The sequence below is a fragment of the Cryobacterium sp. AP23 genome (genome assembly GCF_054075385.1).
This window is the reverse complement of record NZ_CM133415.1, coordinates 3,804,760-3,823,104: the sequence shown is the minus strand read 5'-3', so window position 1 is coordinate 3,823,104 and position 18,345 is coordinate 3,804,760. Positions and strand designations below refer to the sequence as shown.

General features: G+C 67.4%; 17 protein-coding genes and 1 tRNA gene. 13 read left to right on the top strand and 5 right to left on the bottom strand.

The window, feature by feature from the left end; translation table 11 throughout:
* The first annotated feature begins 127 nt into the window (after positions 1-127).
* The 3 genes from ACU5E9_RS18035 (at position 128) to ACU5E9_RS18025 (ending at position 3,440) form a co-directional block, all read left to right on the top strand.
* Positions 128-1,594 (top strand): DUF222 domain-containing protein, encoded by a 1,467-nt coding sequence (locus tag ACU5E9_RS18035; RefSeq protein ID WP_456811266.1) that lies wholly within the window; start codon positions 128-130, stop codon positions 1,592-1,594.
* A 74-nt stretch (positions 1,595-1,668) separates the two neighbouring features.
* Positions 1,669-1,740: transfer RNA gene (locus ACU5E9_RS18030), tRNA-Arg, on the top strand.
* Between the two features lie 1,139 nt (positions 1,741-2,879).
* Positions 2,880-3,440, top strand: coding sequence for a GNAT family N-acetyltransferase (locus ACU5E9_RS18025; protein WP_456811265.1), 561 nt, complete (start codon positions 2,880-2,882; stop codon positions 3,438-3,440).
* Positions 3,441-3,486: 46 nt separating this feature from the next.
* Here the strand turns inward: ACU5E9_RS18025 and ACU5E9_RS18020 are convergent, their stop codons facing one another.
* Positions 3,487-4,560 carry a DNA polymerase IV gene (locus ACU5E9_RS18020; protein WP_456811264.1) on the bottom strand — a complete coding sequence of 358 codons (1,074 nt, stop codon included), beginning with the start codon at positions 4,558-4,560 and terminating at the stop codon, positions 3,487-3,489.
* Positions 4,561-4,650: 90 nt separating this feature from the next.
* Here ACU5E9_RS18020 and ACU5E9_RS18015 point away from each other — a divergent pair, with 90 nt between their 5' ends.
* Complete coding sequence (locus tag ACU5E9_RS18015) at positions 4,651-5,091, top strand: VOC family protein (RefSeq protein WP_456811263.1); 441 nt, start codon at positions 4,651-4,653, stop codon at positions 5,089-5,091.
* Positions 5,092-5,139: 48 nt separating this feature from the next.
* Here the strand turns inward: ACU5E9_RS18015 and pgi are convergent, their stop codons facing one another.
* Positions 5,140-6,855, bottom strand: coding sequence for a glucose-6-phosphate isomerase (gene pgi / locus ACU5E9_RS18010; protein ID WP_456811262.1), 1,716 nt, complete (start codon positions 6,853-6,855; stop codon positions 5,140-5,142).
* A gap of 150 nt (positions 6,856-7,005) precedes the next feature.
* Positions 7,006-7,359 (bottom strand): VOC family protein, encoded by a 354-nt coding sequence (locus tag ACU5E9_RS18005; RefSeq protein WP_456811261.1) that lies wholly within the window; start codon positions 7,357-7,359, stop codon positions 7,006-7,008.
* Between the two features lie 76 nt (positions 7,360-7,435).
* Here ACU5E9_RS18005 and ACU5E9_RS18000 point away from each other — a divergent pair, with 76 nt between their 5' ends.
* The 4 genes from ACU5E9_RS18000 to ACU5E9_RS17985 all read left to right on the top strand — a co-directional run bounded on the left by ACU5E9_RS18000 (position 7,436) and on the right by ACU5E9_RS17985 (position 10,970).
* On the top strand, positions 7,436-8,065 hold the full coding sequence (locus ACU5E9_RS18000; RefSeq protein ID WP_456811260.1) for a dihydrofolate reductase family protein: 630 nt from the start codon (positions 7,436-7,438) through the stop codon (positions 8,063-8,065).
* 98 nt (positions 8,066-8,163) lie between these two features.
* Complete coding sequence (locus tag ACU5E9_RS17995) at positions 8,164-9,186, top strand: NYN domain-containing protein (RefSeq protein ID WP_456811259.1); 1,023 nt, start codon at positions 8,164-8,166, stop codon at positions 9,184-9,186.
* A gap of 84 nt (positions 9,187-9,270) precedes the next feature.
* Complete coding sequence (locus ACU5E9_RS17990) at positions 9,271-9,921, top strand: class I SAM-dependent methyltransferase (protein ID WP_456811258.1); 651 nt, start codon at positions 9,271-9,273, stop codon at positions 9,919-9,921.
* 134 nt (positions 9,922-10,055) lie between these two features.
* Positions 10,056-10,970, top strand: a complete 915-nt coding sequence (locus tag ACU5E9_RS17985; RefSeq protein WP_456811257.1) for an alpha/beta hydrolase fold domain-containing protein — start codon at positions 10,056-10,058, stop codon at positions 10,968-10,970.
* 63 nt (positions 10,971-11,033) lie between these two features.
* Here ACU5E9_RS17985 and ACU5E9_RS17980 read toward each other — a convergent pair whose 3' ends face one another.
* Positions 11,034-11,852, bottom strand: a complete 819-nt coding sequence (locus tag ACU5E9_RS17980) for an SDR family NAD(P)-dependent oxidoreductase (RefSeq protein WP_456811256.1) — start codon at positions 11,850-11,852, stop codon at positions 11,034-11,036.
* A complete protein-coding gene (locus tag ACU5E9_RS17975; RefSeq protein WP_456811255.1) occupies positions 11,849-12,529 on the bottom strand; it encodes an acetoacetate decarboxylase family protein in 681 nt (226 codons plus the stop codon). The genes ACU5E9_RS17980 and ACU5E9_RS17975 overlap by 4 nt, the downstream gene beginning before the upstream one ends.
* Positions 12,530-12,823: 294 nt before the next feature.
* Between ACU5E9_RS17975 and ACU5E9_RS17970 the strand changes: the two genes are divergently transcribed.
* From ACU5E9_RS17970 to trxA, 5 genes are all read left to right on the top strand, one after another.
* Positions 12,824-13,126, top strand: coding sequence for a hypothetical protein (locus tag ACU5E9_RS17970; protein WP_456811254.1), 303 nt, complete (start codon positions 12,824-12,826; stop codon positions 13,124-13,126).
* A 161-nt stretch (positions 13,127-13,287) separates the two neighbouring features.
* Entirely contained in the window at positions 13,288-15,678 is a 2,391-nt protein-coding gene (locus tag ACU5E9_RS17965) for an ATP-binding cassette domain-containing protein (RefSeq protein WP_456811253.1), read from the top strand.
* 76 nt (positions 15,679-15,754) lie between these two features.
* Positions 15,755-16,990 (top strand): hypothetical protein, encoded by a 1,236-nt coding sequence (locus tag ACU5E9_RS17960; RefSeq protein ID WP_456811252.1) that lies wholly within the window; start codon positions 15,755-15,757, stop codon positions 16,988-16,990.
* A gap of 48 nt (positions 16,991-17,038) precedes the next feature.
* Positions 17,039-17,872, top strand: coding sequence for a class I SAM-dependent methyltransferase (locus tag ACU5E9_RS17955; protein WP_456811251.1), 834 nt, complete (start codon positions 17,039-17,041; stop codon positions 17,870-17,872).
* A 66-nt stretch (positions 17,873-17,938) separates the two neighbouring features.
* A complete protein-coding gene (gene trxA, locus ACU5E9_RS17950) occupies positions 17,939-18,322 on the top strand; it encodes a thioredoxin (protein ID WP_456811250.1) in 384 nt (127 codons plus the stop codon).
* Positions 18,323-18,345: the final 23 nt, after the last annotated feature.

Below are 18,345 nucleotides of genomic sequence, written 5' to 3'. Positions count from 1 at the left end.
GCGATTCGGACGCTCTTTCGCTGAGTCTTGCCGGGCTGCCACTCCTCCACAGGTGGGTGCTTTTCGGGTTCTCCACCAGTGATTCACTGGGATCGGGAGTGTCAGTGGTGCATGGTTCTATAGGCGTATGGCCACCTCAGATGCCACACCCGAAGACACCCCCAACGACGCCCCCGATGCCGCCGTGGATCCGATCGCGGATCTCGTCGCGCAGGCGATCAGCACGGTCATCGACCCGCTGATCGAGAATGAGAAAGCCCTCGCCGGCTGTTACGCCGAACGGGTCCGCCTGCTCGCCGAACTGGACCGGCTCGGTCACCAACCCCGCATCCTCGCCGGGCTGCGCGGCGACCCGATCGAGTCCGGCCACAACGACCCGGACACCGCCGCGCACGGCCCGGCCTGGGACGACGACGAGCTCGCCCGACGCACCATGGCGGCCGAGGCGGCGATGGTGTTGCGGGTACGGGCGAACACCGCCGGCAGCATGATCTTCGACGCCACCCGGCTGGCCGGTGACCTGCCCGCGTTCCACCAGTCGCTGACGGCGGGCCGGATCACCTGGGGGCACGCACTGAAGATGCTCGAACTCACGGTGAACCTGCCCGAGGAGGTGCTGCCCCGGTTCGAAGCGGCGGTGCTGGGGGCGGCCGAAAAGCGTACCTCGACCCAGTTCGCCAAGGCCGCTCTCCGGATCCGGGAGCGGATGCACCCGGTCCCGCTGCAGGAACGCGCCGACGCCGGCTTCGCGACCCGGCGGGTGGTGTTCCGGCCCGACGCCGACGGGATGGCGTGGCTGAACGCCTACCTCAAGGCGGACGAGGCGCAGGCCGCGTATGACCGGCTCAGCCGGATCGCCGCCGACCTCGACACGGACGACAACGCGGCCCATGACGCACCCGGTGCCGCGGACGGCGGGGCGGAGGAGCCGGAGCAGCACCGCACCAAGGACCAGCGGCGGGCCGACGCCTACCGGGATCTGCTCCTGGACGGGGTTGGTCCGGGCGGGCGTGGGCACGGTATACGCGGCACCGTGCACATCACCGTCCCGGCGCTGACGTTGCTAGGCCGCAGCGACGAACCCGCGATCCTCGAAGGGTACGGGCCGATCGACCCGGAGACGGCCCGGCGGATCGCGGGAACGGCGACCAGTTGGACCCGCATCCTCACCCACCCCGAGACCGGGGCCCGGCTCAGCGTCGGAAGCGAGCAGTACGCGCCGCCAGCGGACATGCGCCGGTACGTGGAGATCCGGGATGAAACCTGCCAGGGCATCGGGTGCAATCGGCGGGCCACGTTGAGTGAGATCGACCACACCCAAGCCTGGAACACCGGCGGTAAAACTCACGTCGACAACCTCGTCTGCCTCTGCAAAGGCTGCCACCGCCTCAAACACCAATCCAGCTTCACCACCCAACAAGGGCCCGGCGGCGCCCTGACCTGGACCAGCCCCGGCGGCAAGAAATACACCAACACACCCGACTCCAGAGGCGAATCAGGTGACTTGGCCCGTGCGACGGCCCCGCCTGTACCACCGCCGCCGGCAGCAGAGCCCGCATCTAGGCCGGTCACCGAAGATCCTCCCCCGTTCTGATCGATCCCGGTAACGACGGGGGTCGCCACGGCGCAAAAGCGCTGGCCCAGGGATGCTAACCTAGAGGTTCCTGGGCCCCCATAGCTCAGGGGATAGAGCACTGCCCTCCGGAGGCAGGGGCGGCAGTTCGAATCTGCCTGGGGGCACACTTCCTACCTGACATCCCAGTCGGACACCTGCCCGCTAGTTCGGACACATCCTGGATTTCGACGGGTGCACTGGACCACTGCCAGTTTCTCGGGCTGCGGTCTGCGGTCTGCGGTCTGCGGTCGAGCGCATACCGCTCTCGAAGCCAATGAATTTCTTGGCGAGCCGCTGCGTCGTCGGCTTCGCCACCCCCGTGTGGAGGGTGGTCGGAAAGCGCGCTCGGCGGTACTGTTTCCTGATTCCGGGGGTGACCATGAAATTCAAAGCAGTCAGCACGCTAGGCGCCCTCAGCGTTGCTCTCGTGCTGCTCAGCGGTTGCGCGAAAACACCCGGAAGCAATATATCGAGCTCTCAGGACCGCGAATGCTGGACAATGTCATCTGCCGTCGCTGAAGGGGCGGTTGGCGAGTCCAGTGCTCGCGAAGCACTACGGAAATGGGTGGATGACGCCGAAGGCCTCTCTACTGATCTCCCCGGCTCTGACTGGGTCGAGACGGAATCGTCGACTGACCGTGTCCGCTTCGAAGGAGGAGAAAAAGATTATGCCGAGGCCACTCATCTCCCAGGGGGATGGTTGGTTCTTGAGGCGGGCTCGTGCGGCTAATCGGGCAAACAGTCGATAGCGCCGGAGTCAAAACATGAGTCACTCATCGATATTGCAAGCGGCGGCCCGGACAGATGCAATCGACGGCACGCTGTGGAGACAAATCTCGGCTTTCGAAGTCCCACTGAGCCTGGCCCTCTATCAGTCGCCAGCGACTCAACCGGCCGGTCACCTCCAGTCCCTCCAGGGCGAGCGTTGGAGCGCTTCCGGACCTCGACCCGATGTTCCAACCGGTGACGGTGGGGACTACAACGGCCCATTACAGGTATTCACCTGCTACCGGGTTGAGGTCAACTTCTCCCGGGGATTGGAACCTTCTGCATTTCCGGTCACGTTCGATGGCTGCCCGGCGGCCCTCGTCGAAATACTGCCTACAGATGCGGCCTTCGCCAGCGCTGAGGTATTTGACGGTGGAACCCTCGGACCAGCAGCTTGCGAAAAGACCTCGACGTTGCCCCTGGTACCGTCGCCAAGGCATACAAAGCCCTGGGGACGCGAGCAGCGCCGTAATAAGGGCGAGCAAGAATGGATGTTGTGACCGCCAAGCATGACTTCTCACCGACTATGACCAAACGCCTCGTTCTTACCACCCCGGTGGACGCTGATATCGCCGAATTATTCGATCTTCACGCCGATCCACGTGTGTGGAAACATCTCCCTTCCGGCAGACACATCGAGCGTGTGCAGACCGAGAAGTTGCTCGAGAATTACCTCGCCGGATGGGCCGAGAACGGGCTGGATGTGTGGGTCGCGCGAAACCGCGAGACCAATCTCCTCATAGGCATAGGAGGCCCAAGTCTGCGCGGCGAACGCGCGTGGAACCTCTATTACAGGCTTGCGCCTACCGCGTGGGGGCAAGGCTATGCACAAGAGATTGTGGCGGCTGCGCGTGCAGCTACCGCATCACTCGGAAGTGAGCTTCCACATGTCGCCTTGCTTCTCGAACACAACGAGGGCTCCCGCCGCGCAGCCGAACGGGCGGGTCTTCAACTAGCCTGGCGCGGCATGGACCGTGGCAACCCGGACCCGTCAGCGATTCGCTTGGTCTATGCAGACCGCCCACTGAGCAGTGACGAGCTTGCCGTATTCGTCTAGTCCAATCCGGGTGGAGTCGTGCATCGCATCACGTGCCCGCCTCCCGTCACCAACCGCCGCGCGTCGGCGTATGACCCTTTCGGGCTTCGTCGGGCATCGCCATTTCGGCCCGGAGGCCCAGCAGCCGGATGGGACGGCCCGCTTCGATCTCGGTGGCGAGGTCCAAGACCCGCGCCAGGATCTCGTCGCCGTCAGACGTGTCGGGAATCTTCCTCGCTCGGGTGGTGGTGACGAACGGCGCGTAACGGACCTTGAGGGTCAGCCCAATGACCGGCCGGTCCTCGGCCACAACATCCTCGAGGACACGCGCCGTCAGCTCCCTCATGGCGGCGTCCACCTGGGCGGGGTCGACCAGGTCGCTCTGGAAAGTGGTCTCCCGGCTATGTCCGCGAGCGACCCACGGGGTGTCATCCACGACGCTGGCGCCGTCCCCGCGACCGAGCTCCGCGTACCAGAGCCCCATCTTGGGTCCGAATTCCGGGACCAGGTCTTGGGGGTCGGATGCGGCGAGTTCGGCGACCGTTGTGATGCCGAGTTTGGCCAGCCGGCCCGACACTTTGGCTCCCACGCCCCACAGGTCCCTGGTGGGCCGAGTGCCCATGACCTCGAGCCAGTTGCCCGCCGTGAGCCGGAAGACGCCGGCCGGCTTGCCGAATCCGGTGGCGACCTTGGCCCTCACCAGGGTGTCGCCGATGCCCACGCTGCAGTGCAGCTGAGTTCGCCCCAGAACGGCTTTCTGTACGTGCCGGGCGTACTCTTCCGGATTCTCCGTTTCGATGCCGATGAAGGCTTCATCCCAGCCCAGCACCTGCACGGTGGCGCCTGGTTGCGCACGCAGGGTTGCCATCACCGTGTCCGACGCCTCGAGGTATGCCTCATGATCGACGGGCAGGATCACGGCGTCGGGCACCTTTCTGGCCGCTATGCGCAGCGGCATCCCGGAACCCACGCCGAACGTCCTGGCTTCGTAGGATGCTGTCGACACCACGGCGCGTTCCGTGGGATCGCCCCGACCGCCGACGATGATGGGCTTGCCCGCGAGCTCCGGCCGCCGCAGCACCTCGACGGCCGCGATGAACTGGTCAAGGTCGACGTGCAGCACCCACCGGTTTCCGCTCACGCGACCAGTCTGCCTCAAACGTTATTGTGCGTCTTGAATTCGAGGTAGATTCCGTTCGTCCGCATGTCACGAACCTTGGAGGCAGTTCACATGGCACGAATCACGCGGTTCGATCACGTTGGTGTCACCGTTCGGGACCTTGACACGGTCACCGCCTTCTTCGTGGGGCTCGGTCTCGAGGTCGAGGGACGCACCTTCGTCGAGGGCGAGTTCATCGACACCGTCATCGCGATACCCGACTCCCGGACGGAGATCGTGATGCTCAAGGCGCCTGGCGGAGGGACCACGGTAGAGCTCTCCAGCTTCGTGCGACCGGACCCCGTCCCGGGATCCCCCGACGCCATGGCCAACGAGCTCGGGCTTCGCAGCCTGTCTTTCGAGGTCGACGACCTGCAAGCGCTGGTGGACCGGCTGGCCGCGGACGGGTACGGGCTGGTCGGCGGCATCGGCCAGTACGAGGGCGTCTGGAAAATGGCCTACGTGCGCGGCCCGGAGGGAATCATCGTGGCCCTGGCCGAGCGGATCGGCTGACGCGTATTGCGAGCCGGGGCGGCCAAGCAGCCGCCCCGGCTGGGTGAATCAGTTGCGCAGTTCGAGGTACTTGGCGATCAGCGACTTGGTCGACGAGTCCTGGGACTGCAGCGTCTCGGCGTCGCCCTCGACTGCGGGAGCGATCTGGACTGCCAGCTGCTTGCCGAGTTCGACACCCCACTGGTCGAACGAGTCGATGCCCCAGATGGTGCCCTCCACGAACACGATGTGCTCGTAGAGCGCGATGAGCTGTCCCACCACGCTCGGCGTGAGGGCCGGCGCGAGAATCGACGTGGTCGGACGGTTGCCGGCGAAGGCGCGGGCCGGCACGACAGACTCCTTGGTGCCTTCGGCGCGCACCTCGTCAACGGTCTTGCCGAACGCGAGCGCCTTGGTCTGCGCGAAGTAGTTCGCCATGAACAGGGCGTGCACATCCTGGCCGGGCTTGTCAGCAGCCTCGTCCTTCAACGGATGAGCGGGGTTCGCGACCGCGATGAAGTCGGCCGGCACCAGACGGGTGCCCTGGTGGATGAGCTGGTAGAAGGCGTGCTGGCCGTTGGTGCCCGGTTCGCCCCAGAAGATCTCACCGGTGTCGGTCGTGACGGGTGAGCCATCCCAGCGCACACTCTTGCCGTTCGATTCCATCGTGAGCTGCTGCAGGTAGGCCGGAAAACGGTGGAGGTACTGGGCGTAGGGCAGTACGGCGTGGCTCTGCGCCTTGAGGAAGTTGGTGTACCAGACGTTCAGGAGACCCATCAGCACGGGCACGTTCTGCTCGAGCGGAGCGGTTCGCATGTGCTCGTCGAGAGCGTGGAAGCCCGACAGGAATTCGCGCCAGTTGTCGGGGCCGATAGCGATGACAACGGAGGTGCCGATGGCGGAGTCGACCGAGAACCGGCCACCCACCCAGTCCCAGAAGCCGAAAGCGTTCTCCGGGTCGATCCCGAAGGCGGCGACCTTGTCGAGAGCGGTCGACACGGCCACGAAGTGCTTGGCGACGGCGCCAGTGCGGGCGGCCTCGACATCGTCGATCGCGCCAGCGCTGAGGAGTTCGTTCCACAGCCACTCACGGGCCAGGCGGGCATTCGTGAGCGTTTCGAGTGTGCCGAAGGTCTTGGAGGCGACGATGAAGAGCGTGGTCTCCGGGTCCAGGCCCGCCGTCTTCTCGTAGACGTCGTTGGGGTCGATGTTGGACACGAAGCGCACCTCGAGGCCGGCCTTGACGTACGGCTTCAGGGCCTCGTAGACCATGACGGGGCCGAGGTCGGACCCGCCGATCCCGATGTTGACGACGGTCGTGATCGGCTTGCCGGTCACACCGGTCCACGCGCCGGAGCGCACCTTCTCGGCGAAGGCGTAGACCTTGTCGAGCGTGGCGTGCACGTCGGCGTCGACGTCCTGGCCGTCGACGACGAAACCGGTCGGCGGCACGAGGTCAGTGCCGTCCTTCGGGCGGCGGAGCGCCGTGTGCAGAACCGCACGGTCTTCGGTGACGTTGATGTGCTCGCCGGCGATCATGGCGTTGAAGCGCCCCGAAACGTCGACGTCCTTGGCGAGCTGCAGGAGCTGGGTGAGGATCTCGTCGGTCAGGAGGTTCTTCGACAGGTCGATCGTGAGGTCGGCCGCCTGAAAGGTGTACCGAGCGGCTCGCTCAGCGTCGGTGGCGAACCACCCGCGCAGGTCGGGAGAAAAGCCGTCGGCGATGCTCGCGAGCTGCTTCCACGCGTCAGTCGAGGTGGGATCAACGGGGGCAGATTCGGTCATGGGTTCTCCTGAATGCGGAACTATAGATCTGAAGGATGCCCGCGACTCCCGCAGCGCAGCGAGGCGGACCGCTTTCAAGCCTATTGCCGTACCGGCATGAGCGGAACGCACCCGACGTCGGGTGCGTCCTCAGATGCCTGCAGGATGTGGTTAGACCGGCTGCCACAATTCCACCCGGTTGCCCTCGGGATCGGTCACCCAGCCGAAACGACCGACACCGTCCATGTCCTCGGTCTCGTCGGCCACATCCGCTCCCCCGGCCCGCAATTGCGCCAGCATCGCGTCCAGGTCGCGCACCCGGAAATTGAGCATGGCCTGCTGGGCCCGACGCCCGAAGTAGTCGGTCTCGGGCTCGAAGGTTGCGAACACCGTCGGCCCCGGGGCCTGGCGCCACAGCCCGTTCTCACCGGAATCCAGGCCCAGACAGTCCCGGTACCACGCACTCAGGGCCGCGGGGTCGGCCGCCCGCATGAAGTATCCGCCGATTCCCAGCACTCGTTCCATGGCACCATGTTGCCACGCGGGCTACCATGCCGGACGGAAGCACTGCGTGAGATGGTGCCAACGGAAGGAGCCCTTCGTGGCCGGTCGTATCCACCTTGATCTCTTCAGCACCCTCGACGGGGTCTCCCAGGCGCCCGGCGGGCCCGAGGAGGACACCGATGGCGGCTTCGCCTTCGCCGGCTGGCAGGCGCCCCTGATCGATGGCACCGTCGGCGCTCAGGTCTCGGCGGGGATTCAGGCGATGGATGCCCTGCTGCTGGGCCGTCGAACCTACGACATCTTCGCGGGGTACTGGCCGAATCAGCTCGAGGGCGGCGAGTCGGAGATCGCGCTCAAGTTCGACGCGATCCCCAAGTACGTCGCGTCCCGGGGCACACCGGCGCTTGGTTGGCGGGACTCGCACCTGCTCGGCCGCGATCTCGTGGCCGAGGTGGCGGCCCTGCGCGAGCGGCACCGGGAGATCCACGTGATCGGCAGCATCGACTTCGCGCGCACCCTCGTCGCGGAGGGCCTGATCGACCAGTTGAACCTGTGGGTGTACCCGATCGTCGTCGGTGCCGGCAAACGTCTGTTCACCGACGACGGACCACCCGCATCCCTCGAGCTGGTCACGGCCGAGGCGGCGTCGGAGAACGGCGCGGTTCTGCTGCGCTACCGCTGGCGGGGATCGACTCCGGCGACCGGCGACATGACCCGGACGGACTGACTCAGCACAGCCCCGAGTTGCTCTGGCCGCACCGCTCGGACCAGACTGGAAGCACCGGATCGCTATTGAGTCTTCCGCCTGTGGCTAAGGAGCTCACCATGACTGAACCGAACGACGCCCGCGTCGGCCTGTACATCGACTTCGACAACATCGTCATCTCGCGTTACCAGCAGCTGCACGGCCGCAACGCGTTCCAGCGCGACGGCATCCGCAACTTCGACCGCACCAGCAGGGATGCCGACCCCGAGATCGCCGCCCGCCTCGCCGCCGCCACGGTCGACTTCAACGCCATCATCGACTTCGCTGCCTCGTTCGGCACCCTCGTGGTGAACCGTGCCTACGCCGACTGGTCGGTTCCGGTCAACGCGAGCTACCAGCGCCAGCTGATGTCCCGCGCCGTGGACCTCACCCAGCTGTTCACCACCACCACCCGCGGCACCAAGAACGGCGCGGACATCCGCCTGGCCGTCGACGTAGTCGAAGACCTCTTCCGGCTGCCCGACCTCACCCACGTGATCATCATCGCCGGCGACTCGGATTACATCGCGCTCGCCCAGAAGTCCAAGCGGCTCGGCCGCTTCGTGGTTGGCATCGGCGTCGCCGGCTCCACGAGCACCTCCCTCGCGGCCGCCTGCGACGAGTTCGAGGACTACGACTCCCTGCCCGGCATCGAGAAGGTCATCGCCAGCGAGGCTGCCGAACCGGCGCCCGCCCCGAAGCGCGGCTCGGGCCGGAAGGCTGCAGAGCCCGTGGAGGTGGAACCGGAACCGACGGCCAGCAAGGCTCGCAAGTTCACGACGATTCCGATGTTCTCCCACACCGAGGATTCCCAGTTCGATGAGCCGGAACCGGCCGACGACATCGACCCGCAGACCCTCGCGACCGAGCTTCTCGTGCGCGCCCTGCAGATCGGTCACGCCAAGGGCGACGCCGACGAGTGGCTGAACACGGGAACGGTGAAGAACCAGATGCGCCGGATGGACCCGTCCTTCAACGAGAAGCCGCTCGGCTTCCGCTCGTTCACCGACTTCCTCTCCTCGCGGGACAAGCTCGTCGAGCTGGACGAGGACGGCTCGCAGCGCCTCATCCGGCTGCGCCCGAGTTCCGACTCGCGACGCTGATCGGCTGTTCCCGCCGGATCCTCTGTAGTTGCCGGTTTAGCAACCCGATTGTGTGCCGGCGCCCCGACGATGCAGGCTGCTGACATGGATCACACGCCCGACGACACCGTCCACACTCCGCAGGACCGGGACGCGGTGCAGGCGCTGTGGGACGAGCGATACGCCGACCGGGACAGGCTCTGGAGCGGGAAGCCCAACGCCGTGCTGCTGAGCGAGACGAACGGGCTCCGGCCTGGCCGGGTGCTCGATGTCGGCTGCGGCGAGGGCGCCGATGCCCTCTGGCTGGCCGAAGAGGGCTGGGATGTGACCGCGCTGGATGTCTCGCAGGTTGCGCTGGACCGTGCCGCCCGCGAAGCCGATCAGCGCGGCGTCGAGGTGCGCTGGCTGCATGCCGGCCTCGTTGAGGCGGCGCTGCCGCCGGCATCCTTCGACCTGGTCTCGGCGCAGTACCCCGCGCTCCTCCGCACCGACGACCACCGGGCCGAGCACGCCCTGCTCAACGCGGTAGCCCCGGGCGGTGTGCTCCTGATCGTGCATCACCCGGCGCCCACCGAGGCTGAAGCCCGAGCGCACGGCTTCCATCCCGACGACTACGTGAGCCCGGCGGATGTCGCGGCGCTGCTGGACGACCGCTGGCTGGTCGAGCTGGACGAGACCCGTCCTCGGCATGTGGCGACCGGTGCCGGCGCCCACCACACCGAAGACGTCGTGCTGCGAGCGCGCCGGCTCCGCTAAGGATGCGGAGCGTCGACTTATCAGGATCTCGCGCGGTTGTTAGGACGCATCCGCCGAAAACGTCCTCATAAACTCACTATTTCCTTATTTGCGCGTGTCATCCTCACGGGTCTGCGCCCCACCAGACTGTAGGCATGGTCACCGTCCCGAGCAGCGTCATTGTTCCCGCCCTGCGCCTCATGCGCGCAAACCGGGTTTTCGTCACGGCGGATGCGGCCCGCCGGCGCGTGCGGGCTCTCGAGATCCGGCCCGCCGCCTATGGCCCTCCGAGGCGGCTACGCCCGGATGTGCGGGTGGACGTCTCGCATCAGGGCTGGCCGGTGTACACGATCACTCCTAACGGCACCGCCCCGGTCGGCAGCGTCGTCTACGTGCACGGCGGCGGGTGGGTCAACCAGATCGCCCGGCAGCACTGGCACTTGGCCGCGCAAATCGCCGCCGAGGCGAACACCACCGTCACGGTGCCGATCTACCCGCTCGTGCCGTCCGGAACCGCCGCTGCCGTGGCCGCCGGCGTGGTGGACCTCGTGCAACAGAACCGGGATCGTTTGGGCGCCACCAGCCTCGCTGGCGACTCCGCCGGCGGGCAGATCGCCCTCTCGGCCGCGCTCGCGCTACGTGACGAGCACAACGTGACCCTGCCCCGCACGGTCTTGATCTCCCCCGCCCTCGACCTCAGCTGGAGCAATCCGCTCATCCCCAGCGTGCAGCCAAGCGACCCGTGGCTCGCCACCCCGGGTGGACAGGTTCTGGCCGAACTCTGGCGCGGTGAGCGCGACATCCTGGACCCGGTGGTAAGCCCGTTGACGGGCGACCTGGCCGGGCTCGGCCCGATCACCCTGTTCAGTGGCACCCGGGACGTATTGAACCCGGATGCGCATCTGCTCGTGGACAAGGCCCACCAGGCCGGCGTGGACCTCGAGTTTCACGAGGGCAGCGGGCAGGTACACGTGTACCCGCTGCTGCCCACCGCTGTGGGCCGTGCGGCACGCGCGACGATCGTGCAGCGGCTCCGCGCCGGCGCGACTGCGCCCGCGACATCCGCTTAACAGGACAAAGCGAGTTTTTCAGGACGCAAAAGCCGAACGGGTCCTCATAACCTCGCTACGTCCTTATTTGCCGGTCAGGCCGGCCTGGTAGGCGGCCCGGGCGGCCGGGTCACCGCCCAGGCCGATGCGGTCGGTGCCGATGCGGTCGTCCAGCCAGTCCTGCACGGCCGTGGGCAGCATCCGTGAGATACGTAGGACCGGCCCGAGCACCCTCGGTACGGTGACAGCGAACGGCCCCGAATCGATCGTTCGGAGCACCGCCCGGCTGACCTGCTCGGGTGTGACCGCGGGCGAGAGCCGCGGTGGGGTGATGCCCGCGCCCATCGGCGTGGACACCAGGTTCGGCAGCACGACCCGCACCCGCACCCCGGTGCCGCGGAGTTCCCGTCGCAGCGCGTCGCTGAAGCCGATCACCGCTGCCTTCGCCCCGGAGTACACGGCCAGGCCCGCCAGCGGCTTCAGCCCGGTGGCACTGCCAAGGTTGATCAGAGTGCCGGCATCACGAGCCAGGAACCGGGGCAGGATGGCCGCGGTCACCTCCACGAGGGCGGCGTAGTCCACGTCGATGACGGCGCGCGCCAGGGCCACGTCCTGACCGGTAAAGGCGCCGGTGGGCATGATGCCGGCGTTGTTCACCCACACCGCGATCGGCCCGATGGTGCTCTCCACGAACTCGATGGTCTGCGCCACCAGCTCGCGGTCGGTGATGTCCAGCCGCACGGCCGTCGCCGCTGGCCCGAGTTCGTCGGCGGTGTGCCGGGTTGCCTTCTCGTCGAGATCGCCGATGACCACCCGGTAGCCGCGCATGATCAGGTCCGCGGCAATCTGCCGGCCGATCCCCCGAGCGCCGCCGGTGATCACCGCAATCGGGCGGCCGGTCATGAGCGCGTCACATCCATCCCGAAGATGATTGCCGCGTCGTGAAGCGCAACGTTCAGCAGCGGACGACGCCCGCTCAGATACCCGAGAGGCCCGCCCGCCGCGAACCGCCAGGATGCGCGCAGCCCCGAAATCCGGCCGATGACCCGGTTGTGCGACAGCGTCACCCGCCCGTCGAGGCGCTGCAGGATGGGCAGGGCCAGCTGTCGCAGGCCCGGCAGCAACGGTAGGCCACGGGTCGCGCGCAGCTCGGCGACGGGTGCGCCTTCGACGGTCATCGTCATGCTGGCGCGGCGAGCGCGGGCGGTGCTCCGGAATGCGGCGAGCTGCTTCGGGATGCCCCAGAGTTCCCGCCCGCCTCGCATCGAGGCGGGGCTGTCGACCCAGATCTGCGGGATCGTCACCCGCAGGCCGCCACGGCCGAGGCTCGGCACCGCCACCAGGAGTTCGTCATAGTCCAGGGCACCGCCGGGCAGATAGTTCACGGCAGCGACGCCCACCAGCACCCGACCGCCCAGGCGAATCGGTCGGCGACCGTTCGGCAACTCGAAGCCCGCGGGCAGGCTGCTGCTCGGAACAAGGAACACCGATACCTGCAGAGTTCCGCCCAGGTACCAGGGCCCGGGTGGATAGTCGGTGCTGGTGGTCCCGCCGTGGCGTGCCGCTATGTCATCCGTCACTCTGTAGCCCCCTCGCCGTTACGCGCGTCTGGCACCCAGTGTGTCAGCACGAAGGAAAGGGAAGGCATCCGCTACCAAGGATTTCGCGCGTTTTCTAGGACACACCTGCAGCGGATGTCCTAGTAACTTCGCTATTTCCTTATTTGCGCCGCGATGCCATGCTCGATCGTGAGCAGAATCCTGCACCGACCTGGCGTGGTCCTCGTCGTCGTGGCGGCCACAGTGGCCCTCGCATCCTGTGCCGCACCAGACCCTCCGTTCCTGGAGTCCTCGAGCGGTGTCGTGGCAGTCTCCGTGTACGACAGCGATTACGTCAACCAGGCGCTCTACCAGGGGGTCATCTCGTGGGGACCCGACGGCTGCATGATGGCCGGAGCCGGTGACGAGGCGCGCCTCATCGTTTTTCCCAAGGGCACGACACTCAATCAGAACGATGAGGTCATTCTCCCGGATGGGTTCCACATTCAGGCAGGCGACGAAGTCGGGCTCGGCGGAGGTTTCCTTCCTCCGAACCCCGACAGCAAAACGCTGATCTCGATCCCCGAGGAATGCCTGACCGACGAGATCTTCTACGCCAGCGGCGAGGTGGCGGAGTGATGTGGGCATGCCTGCACGCATCAGCCCCGCGCCGGTGACAAGCGAACGTCGGTTGCCGGTCGGCGAACCCGACGTATGCTCGGAACTGGTTAGATCGACTCAGGCGGCGCCAGCGAGGACTGTGACGGTGCGCGCTCACCCCAGTTAGAGACAGGATGACCATGGCCACGAGCACCAGCATCGACACTCAGCCGGCAGAGCTGCAGACCGCCGACAGCCACGACCTGATCCGGGTGCAGGGCGCCCGCGAGAACAACCTCAAGGACATCAGCGTCGAGATCCCCAAGCGCCGCCTGACGGTCTTCACCGGGGTGTCCGGCTCCGGTAAGAGCTCGCTGGTCTTCAGCACCATCGCCGCGGAGTCGCAGCGGATGATCAACGAGACCTACAGCTCCTTCGTGCAGGGCTTCATGCCGTCATTGGCCCGGCCGGACGTGGACCTGCTCAGCGGCCTGACCACGGCGATCATCGTGGACCAGGAGCGGATGGGCGCCAATTCCCGTTCCACGGTGGGCACGGCCACCGACGCCAACGCGCTGTTGCGCATCCTGTTCAGCCGGCTCGGCCAGCCCTACCTCGGCGGGCCGCAGGCGTTCTCCTTCAACGTCGCCTCGATCTCCGGTGCGGGCGCCGTCACCATGGAGAAGGGCGGCGTCACCACCAAGGAGCGCCGCAGCTTCAGCGTCACCGGCGGCATGTGCCCGCGCTGCGAGGGCATGGGCAAGATCAACGACATCGACCTGTCCCAGCTGTACGACGACTCCAAGTCGCTGAACGAGGGCGCACTGACTATCCCCGGCTACACCGCCGACGGTTGGGGCGTGAAGATCTTCACCGGCTCCGGCTTCCTCGACGCCGACAAGCCGATCCGCGACTTCACCAAGAAGGAACAATACGACTTCCTGTACAAGGAGCCGGTCAAGGTAAAGGTCGGCGACATCAACATGACCTACGAGGGCCTGGTCCCCAAGGTACAGAAGTCGATGCTCTCCAAGGACCGTGAGGCCATGCAGCCGCATATCCGCGCCTTCGTGGACCGGGCCGTCACCTTCGCGACCTGCCCGGATTGCGACGGCACCCGGCTCAGCGAGGGCGCACGGTCGTCCCGCATCGACGGCGTGAACATCGGGGATGCCTGCGCCATGCAGATCAGCGACCTCGCCGCCTGGGTGCGCACCATCAAGGACCCGTCGGTTGCCCCGCTGTTGACAGCGCTGCAGCACCTGTTCGACTCGTTCACCGAGATCGGCCTGGGCTACCTGTCGCTGGACCGGCCGGCCGGCACCCTTTCCGGCGGTGAAGCCCAGCGCACCAAGCTGATCCGGCACCTCGGCTCGTCCCTCACCGACGTCACCTACGTCTTCGACGAACCCACCATCGGCCTGCACCCGCACGACATCCAGCGGATGAACGAGCTGCTGCTGCGGCTGCGCGACAAGGGCAACACCGTGCTCGTGGTGGAGCACAAGCCGGAGATGATCGCCATCGCCGACCACATCATCGACCTCGGGCCCGGCGCCGGCACGGCCGGCGGCAACGTCTGCTTCGAGGGCACCCTCGACGGCCTCCGCGCCAGCGACACCCTCACCGGCCGGCACCTCGACTACCGAGCCCGGGTCAAGGACACCGTGCGCACCGCCACCGGGGCGCTCGAGATCCGCGGCGCCACGGAGCACAACCTGCAGGATGTCGACGTCGACATCCCCCTGGGCGTGCTGGTCGTCGTCACCGGCGTGGCCGGCTCAGGCAAGAGCTCGCTCGTGCACGGCTCGATCCCGGCCGGCGCCGGCGTGGTCTCGATCGACCAGGGCGCCATCCGCGGCTCCCGGCGGAGCAACCCGGCCACCTACACCGGCATGCTCGAACCGATCCGCAAGGCCTTCGCGAAGGCCAACGGCGTGAAGCCGGCCCTGTTCAGTTCCAACTCCGAGGGTGCCTGCCCCAACTGCAACGGCGCCGGCGTGATCTTCACCGACCTCGGCCCGCTGAACACCGTCTCGACCACCTGCGAGGTGTGTGAGGGCAAGCGGTTCGACGCATCCGTGCTGGAATACAAGCTCGGTGGCCGCGACATCAGCGAGGTGCTCGGCCTATCGGTGACCGACGCCGCCGAGTACTTCGGCGCCGGTGAGGCCCGCACGCCGGCCGCGCACGCGATCCTCACCCGGATGGTCGACGTGGGGCTGGGCTACCTCAGCCTGGGCCAGCCGCTCACCACGCTGTCCGGCGGCGAGCGCCAGCGCCTGAAGCTGGCCAACCAGATGTCCGAGCAGGGTGACGTGTACGTGCTGGATGAGCCCACCACCGGCCTGCACCTCGCCGACGTGGAGAACCTGCTCGGCCTGCTCGACCGGCTCGTCGACTCCGGCAAGTCGGTCATCGTGGTGGAACACCACCAGGCCGTGATGGCGCACGCCGACTGGATCATCGACCTCGGCCCCGGCGCCGGGCGAGACGGCGGACTGGTCGTCTTCGAGGGCACCCCCGCCCAGCTGATCGCCGACAAGTCCACCCTCACCGGCGAACACCTCTCCGCCTACGTCGCCCGCTGACCCGCGCGGCGGTGCGGCCGGGAACCGCCTCGACGGCACCGGACATTCCTTAGTACACAGCGTCTAAGGGGTAGCGATGAACCGGTACGGCTCCTGGCTCACGATCGCCGCGGCGCTGACGCTGCTTGTGTCCGGCTGTGGGGCCGGCGGCGTGGGCTCGGCGGCCACCCCGAGCCCGTCGGCGGCCGAGGAAGTGCCGGAGCCGGTCGCCCCGTTGGACCTCCCGATAGACGAGTCCTGGGGTGAGCTGCCGAAGAGCCCGCTGTCCGCCCGGCGCTCGAGCGTCGGCGCATGGGTCGAGGGCAGGTTCCTGGTGGTGGGCGGCTGGTCGGACCCGCCGTGCCCGCCTACCGCGGACTGCGCCTACACCGAACCGGCCCAGCGGGACGGAGCCAGTTTCAATCCCTACAGCGGCGTGTGGGCCCGCATCGCGTCGGCGCCGGTCCCGGTGAGCGAGTACAGCTCGGCCGTCCTGAACGGCGACCTCTTCCTGTTCGCCTACGACGTGGCGAACGGCGGCCTCGAGGTCGACGGGGATGGCCAGATGCTGGTCTCCTTCCTGCGCTACAACTCCGAGGCGGATGCCTGGACCGCGCTCCCCTCGCCACCATCCGGCGGCCACCTCGTTGCGGCCGGGGAACGGGTGCTGTCCATTTCGGGGTCCGACGAGAACATCGTCGGCGTCGACGCGGTCTTCGACCCGGAACGCTCGACCTGGACGGCCTTGCCCGACGACCCGCTCGGCCCCAGCTATGACCGCGAGGCCGTGTGGCTGGGCGAATCGCTCCTCCTCAGTGCGAAGCCGCTGAAGAGCGTGGGCGAAGACGGACCGTCGCTGGTGCGACTGGCTACCCTGGACGGCACCTTCACGTCCTGGAGCGCACTGCCGGACTCCGCGATCACGGGGATCGGCGCCATCGCCGTGGCCGGGTTGGCGGTGTTCCCCTTCTACGGGACCACCGACCAAGGCCACGCCCTCGGCGCGGGAGAGAAAGCGTTCGCCGAGGGCGGCATCTTCAACCCGGCCGACCAGACCTGGACTGCTCTGCCGGATCTTCCCGCCGGCACGCCCCTCGCCGAGTACGCCAACGGCCGCGCACCCCAGGCGGTCGGCGACCAGGTGCTCATCGGCGGCCGATTCGTGCTTGATCCCGTTGCCCGCGAGGTGACCGCGCTCCCGCAGCCGTCGTGGGGCGAGCGGGGCGAAGCGACCGTGATCACCGGGCCGGACAGCATCCTCGTCTGGGGCGGAGCGACCTACGACGGCTTCGACGGCGAGAATCGTGCGGATGGGTACCTGCTGGGCCTCTGATCGGCTAATCTGGCAGGCTCGCCACCGCCGGGCAGGATGAGGCTCAACATGCAGGACTATCTCGACACCAACCGTGCCAACTGGGACGACCGGGCATCCGCCCACGCCGCCCGCACCGGACTCGGCTACCAGGTACAGCGCTACGTCGACGACCCCACGCTCCTGTCGGAGGTGGTTCGCTTCGACCTCGACCGGCTCGGCGACATCAGGGGCTTGCGCACCGCGCACCTGCAGTGCCACATCGGCACGGACACCCTGTCGTTGGCGCGGCTGGGCGCCCGCGTCACCGGGCTCGACTTCTCCCCGGTGGGCGTCGCCGAAGCGCGCGCCCTGGTGGCGGAGACCGGCGATGCCGTCGATTTCGTCGAGTCGGATGTCTATGCCGCACTGTCGGTGCTCGACCCGGGCGGTTTCGACCTGGTCTACACGGGCATCGGGGCGCTCTGCTGGCTGCCCAGCATCGACCGGTGGGCGGCCGTGGTGGCCGGGCTGCTGGCACCGGGCGGGCGGCTGTTCCTGCGGGAGGGGCATCCGATCCTCTGGGCCATGGACGAGAGGCTCGCTGACGACCTGCACCTGCGATTCAGCTACTTCGAACAGGAGGCGCCTCTGGAATGGGACGATGACTCCACCTACGTGCCGACCGACCGACCGATGACCGCGACGAAGACCTATGAGTGGAACCACGGCCTCGGCGAGATCGTGACCGCGCTCCTGAACGCGGGGCTCACGCTCACGATGCTGGTCGAGCACGACAGCGTCCCCTGGGAGGCACTTCCCGGGCAGATGGTGGAGCGGGCCGGCGGCGAGTTCGCCCTCGACGGGCTGGCCGGGGTCGCACCGCTCTCGTACACCATCCAGGCAATCAAGCCGACGCTTTGAGCAGGCTCACAGGGGGCTCTGAGAGGCTGGTGAACTGTTTTTCACCGATCAGGCAAGGAGACCTGCATGAGCACCATTGATGTGACCGACACCACCTTCGCCGACACCCTCGCGGCCAACGACATCGTCCTGGTCGATTTCTGGGCCGACTGGTGCGGCCCGTGCAAGCAGTTCGCGCCGACCTACGCCGCGTCGTCCGAGCAGCACCCGGATGTGACCTTCGCCAAGGTGGACACCGAGGCCGAGCAGCAGCTGTCCGCCGCCGCCGGCATCCAGTCGATCCCCACCCTGATGGCCTTCCGCGAGGGCATCCTGGTCTTCTCCCAGCCCGGAGCCCTGCCGCCGGCCGCCCTGGAGCAGGTTGTCACCGCAGTGAAGGGCCTGGACATGGCCGAGGTTCACCGCCAGGTGGCCGCGCAGAAGGAAGCCCAGGAGCAGCCGTCCGCCTGACCAGACTCCGGTCGTACCCACTA

Bases quoted from the DNA above. Each gene is read 5' to 3' on its own strand.
- ACU5E9_RS18035 (WP_456811266.1), top strand. From the start codon at position 128: ATGGCCACCTCAGATGCCACACCCGAAGACACCCCCAACGACGCCCCC.
- ACU5E9_RS18015 (WP_456811263.1), top strand. From the start codon at position 4,651: ATGGCACGAATCACGCGGTTCGATCACGTTGGTGTCACCGTTCGGGAC.
- pgi (WP_456811262.1), bottom strand. From the start codon at position 6,855: ATGACCGAATCTGCCCCCGTTGATCCCACCTCGACTGACGCGTGGAAG.
- ACU5E9_RS18005 (WP_456811261.1), bottom strand. From the start codon at position 7,359: ATGGAACGAGTGCTGGGAATCGGCGGATACTTCATGCGGGCGGCCGAC.
- ACU5E9_RS17995 (WP_456811259.1), top strand. From the start codon at position 8,164: ATGACTGAACCGAACGACGCCCGCGTCGGCCTGTACATCGACTTCGAC.
- ACU5E9_RS17990 (WP_456811258.1), top strand. From the start codon at position 9,271: ATGGATCACACGCCCGACGACACCGTCCACACTCCGCAGGACCGGGAC.
- ACU5E9_RS17985 (WP_456811257.1), top strand. From the start codon at position 10,056: ATGGTCACCGTCCCGAGCAGCGTCATTGTTCCCGCCCTGCGCCTCATG.
- ACU5E9_RS17980 (WP_456811256.1), bottom strand. From the start codon at position 11,852: ATGACCGGCCGCCCGATTGCGGTGATCACCGGCGGCGCTCGGGGGATC.
- ACU5E9_RS17965 (WP_456811253.1), top strand. From the start codon at position 13,288: ATGGCCACGAGCACCAGCATCGACACTCAGCCGGCAGAGCTGCAGACC.
- ACU5E9_RS17960 (WP_456811252.1), top strand. From the start codon at position 15,755: ATGAACCGGTACGGCTCCTGGCTCACGATCGCCGCGGCGCTGACGCTG.
- ACU5E9_RS17955 (WP_456811251.1), top strand. From the start codon at position 17,039: ATGCAGGACTATCTCGACACCAACCGTGCCAACTGGGACGACCGGGCA.
- trxA (WP_456811250.1), top strand. From the start codon at position 17,939: ATGAGCACCATTGATGTGACCGACACCACCTTCGCCGACACCCTCGCG.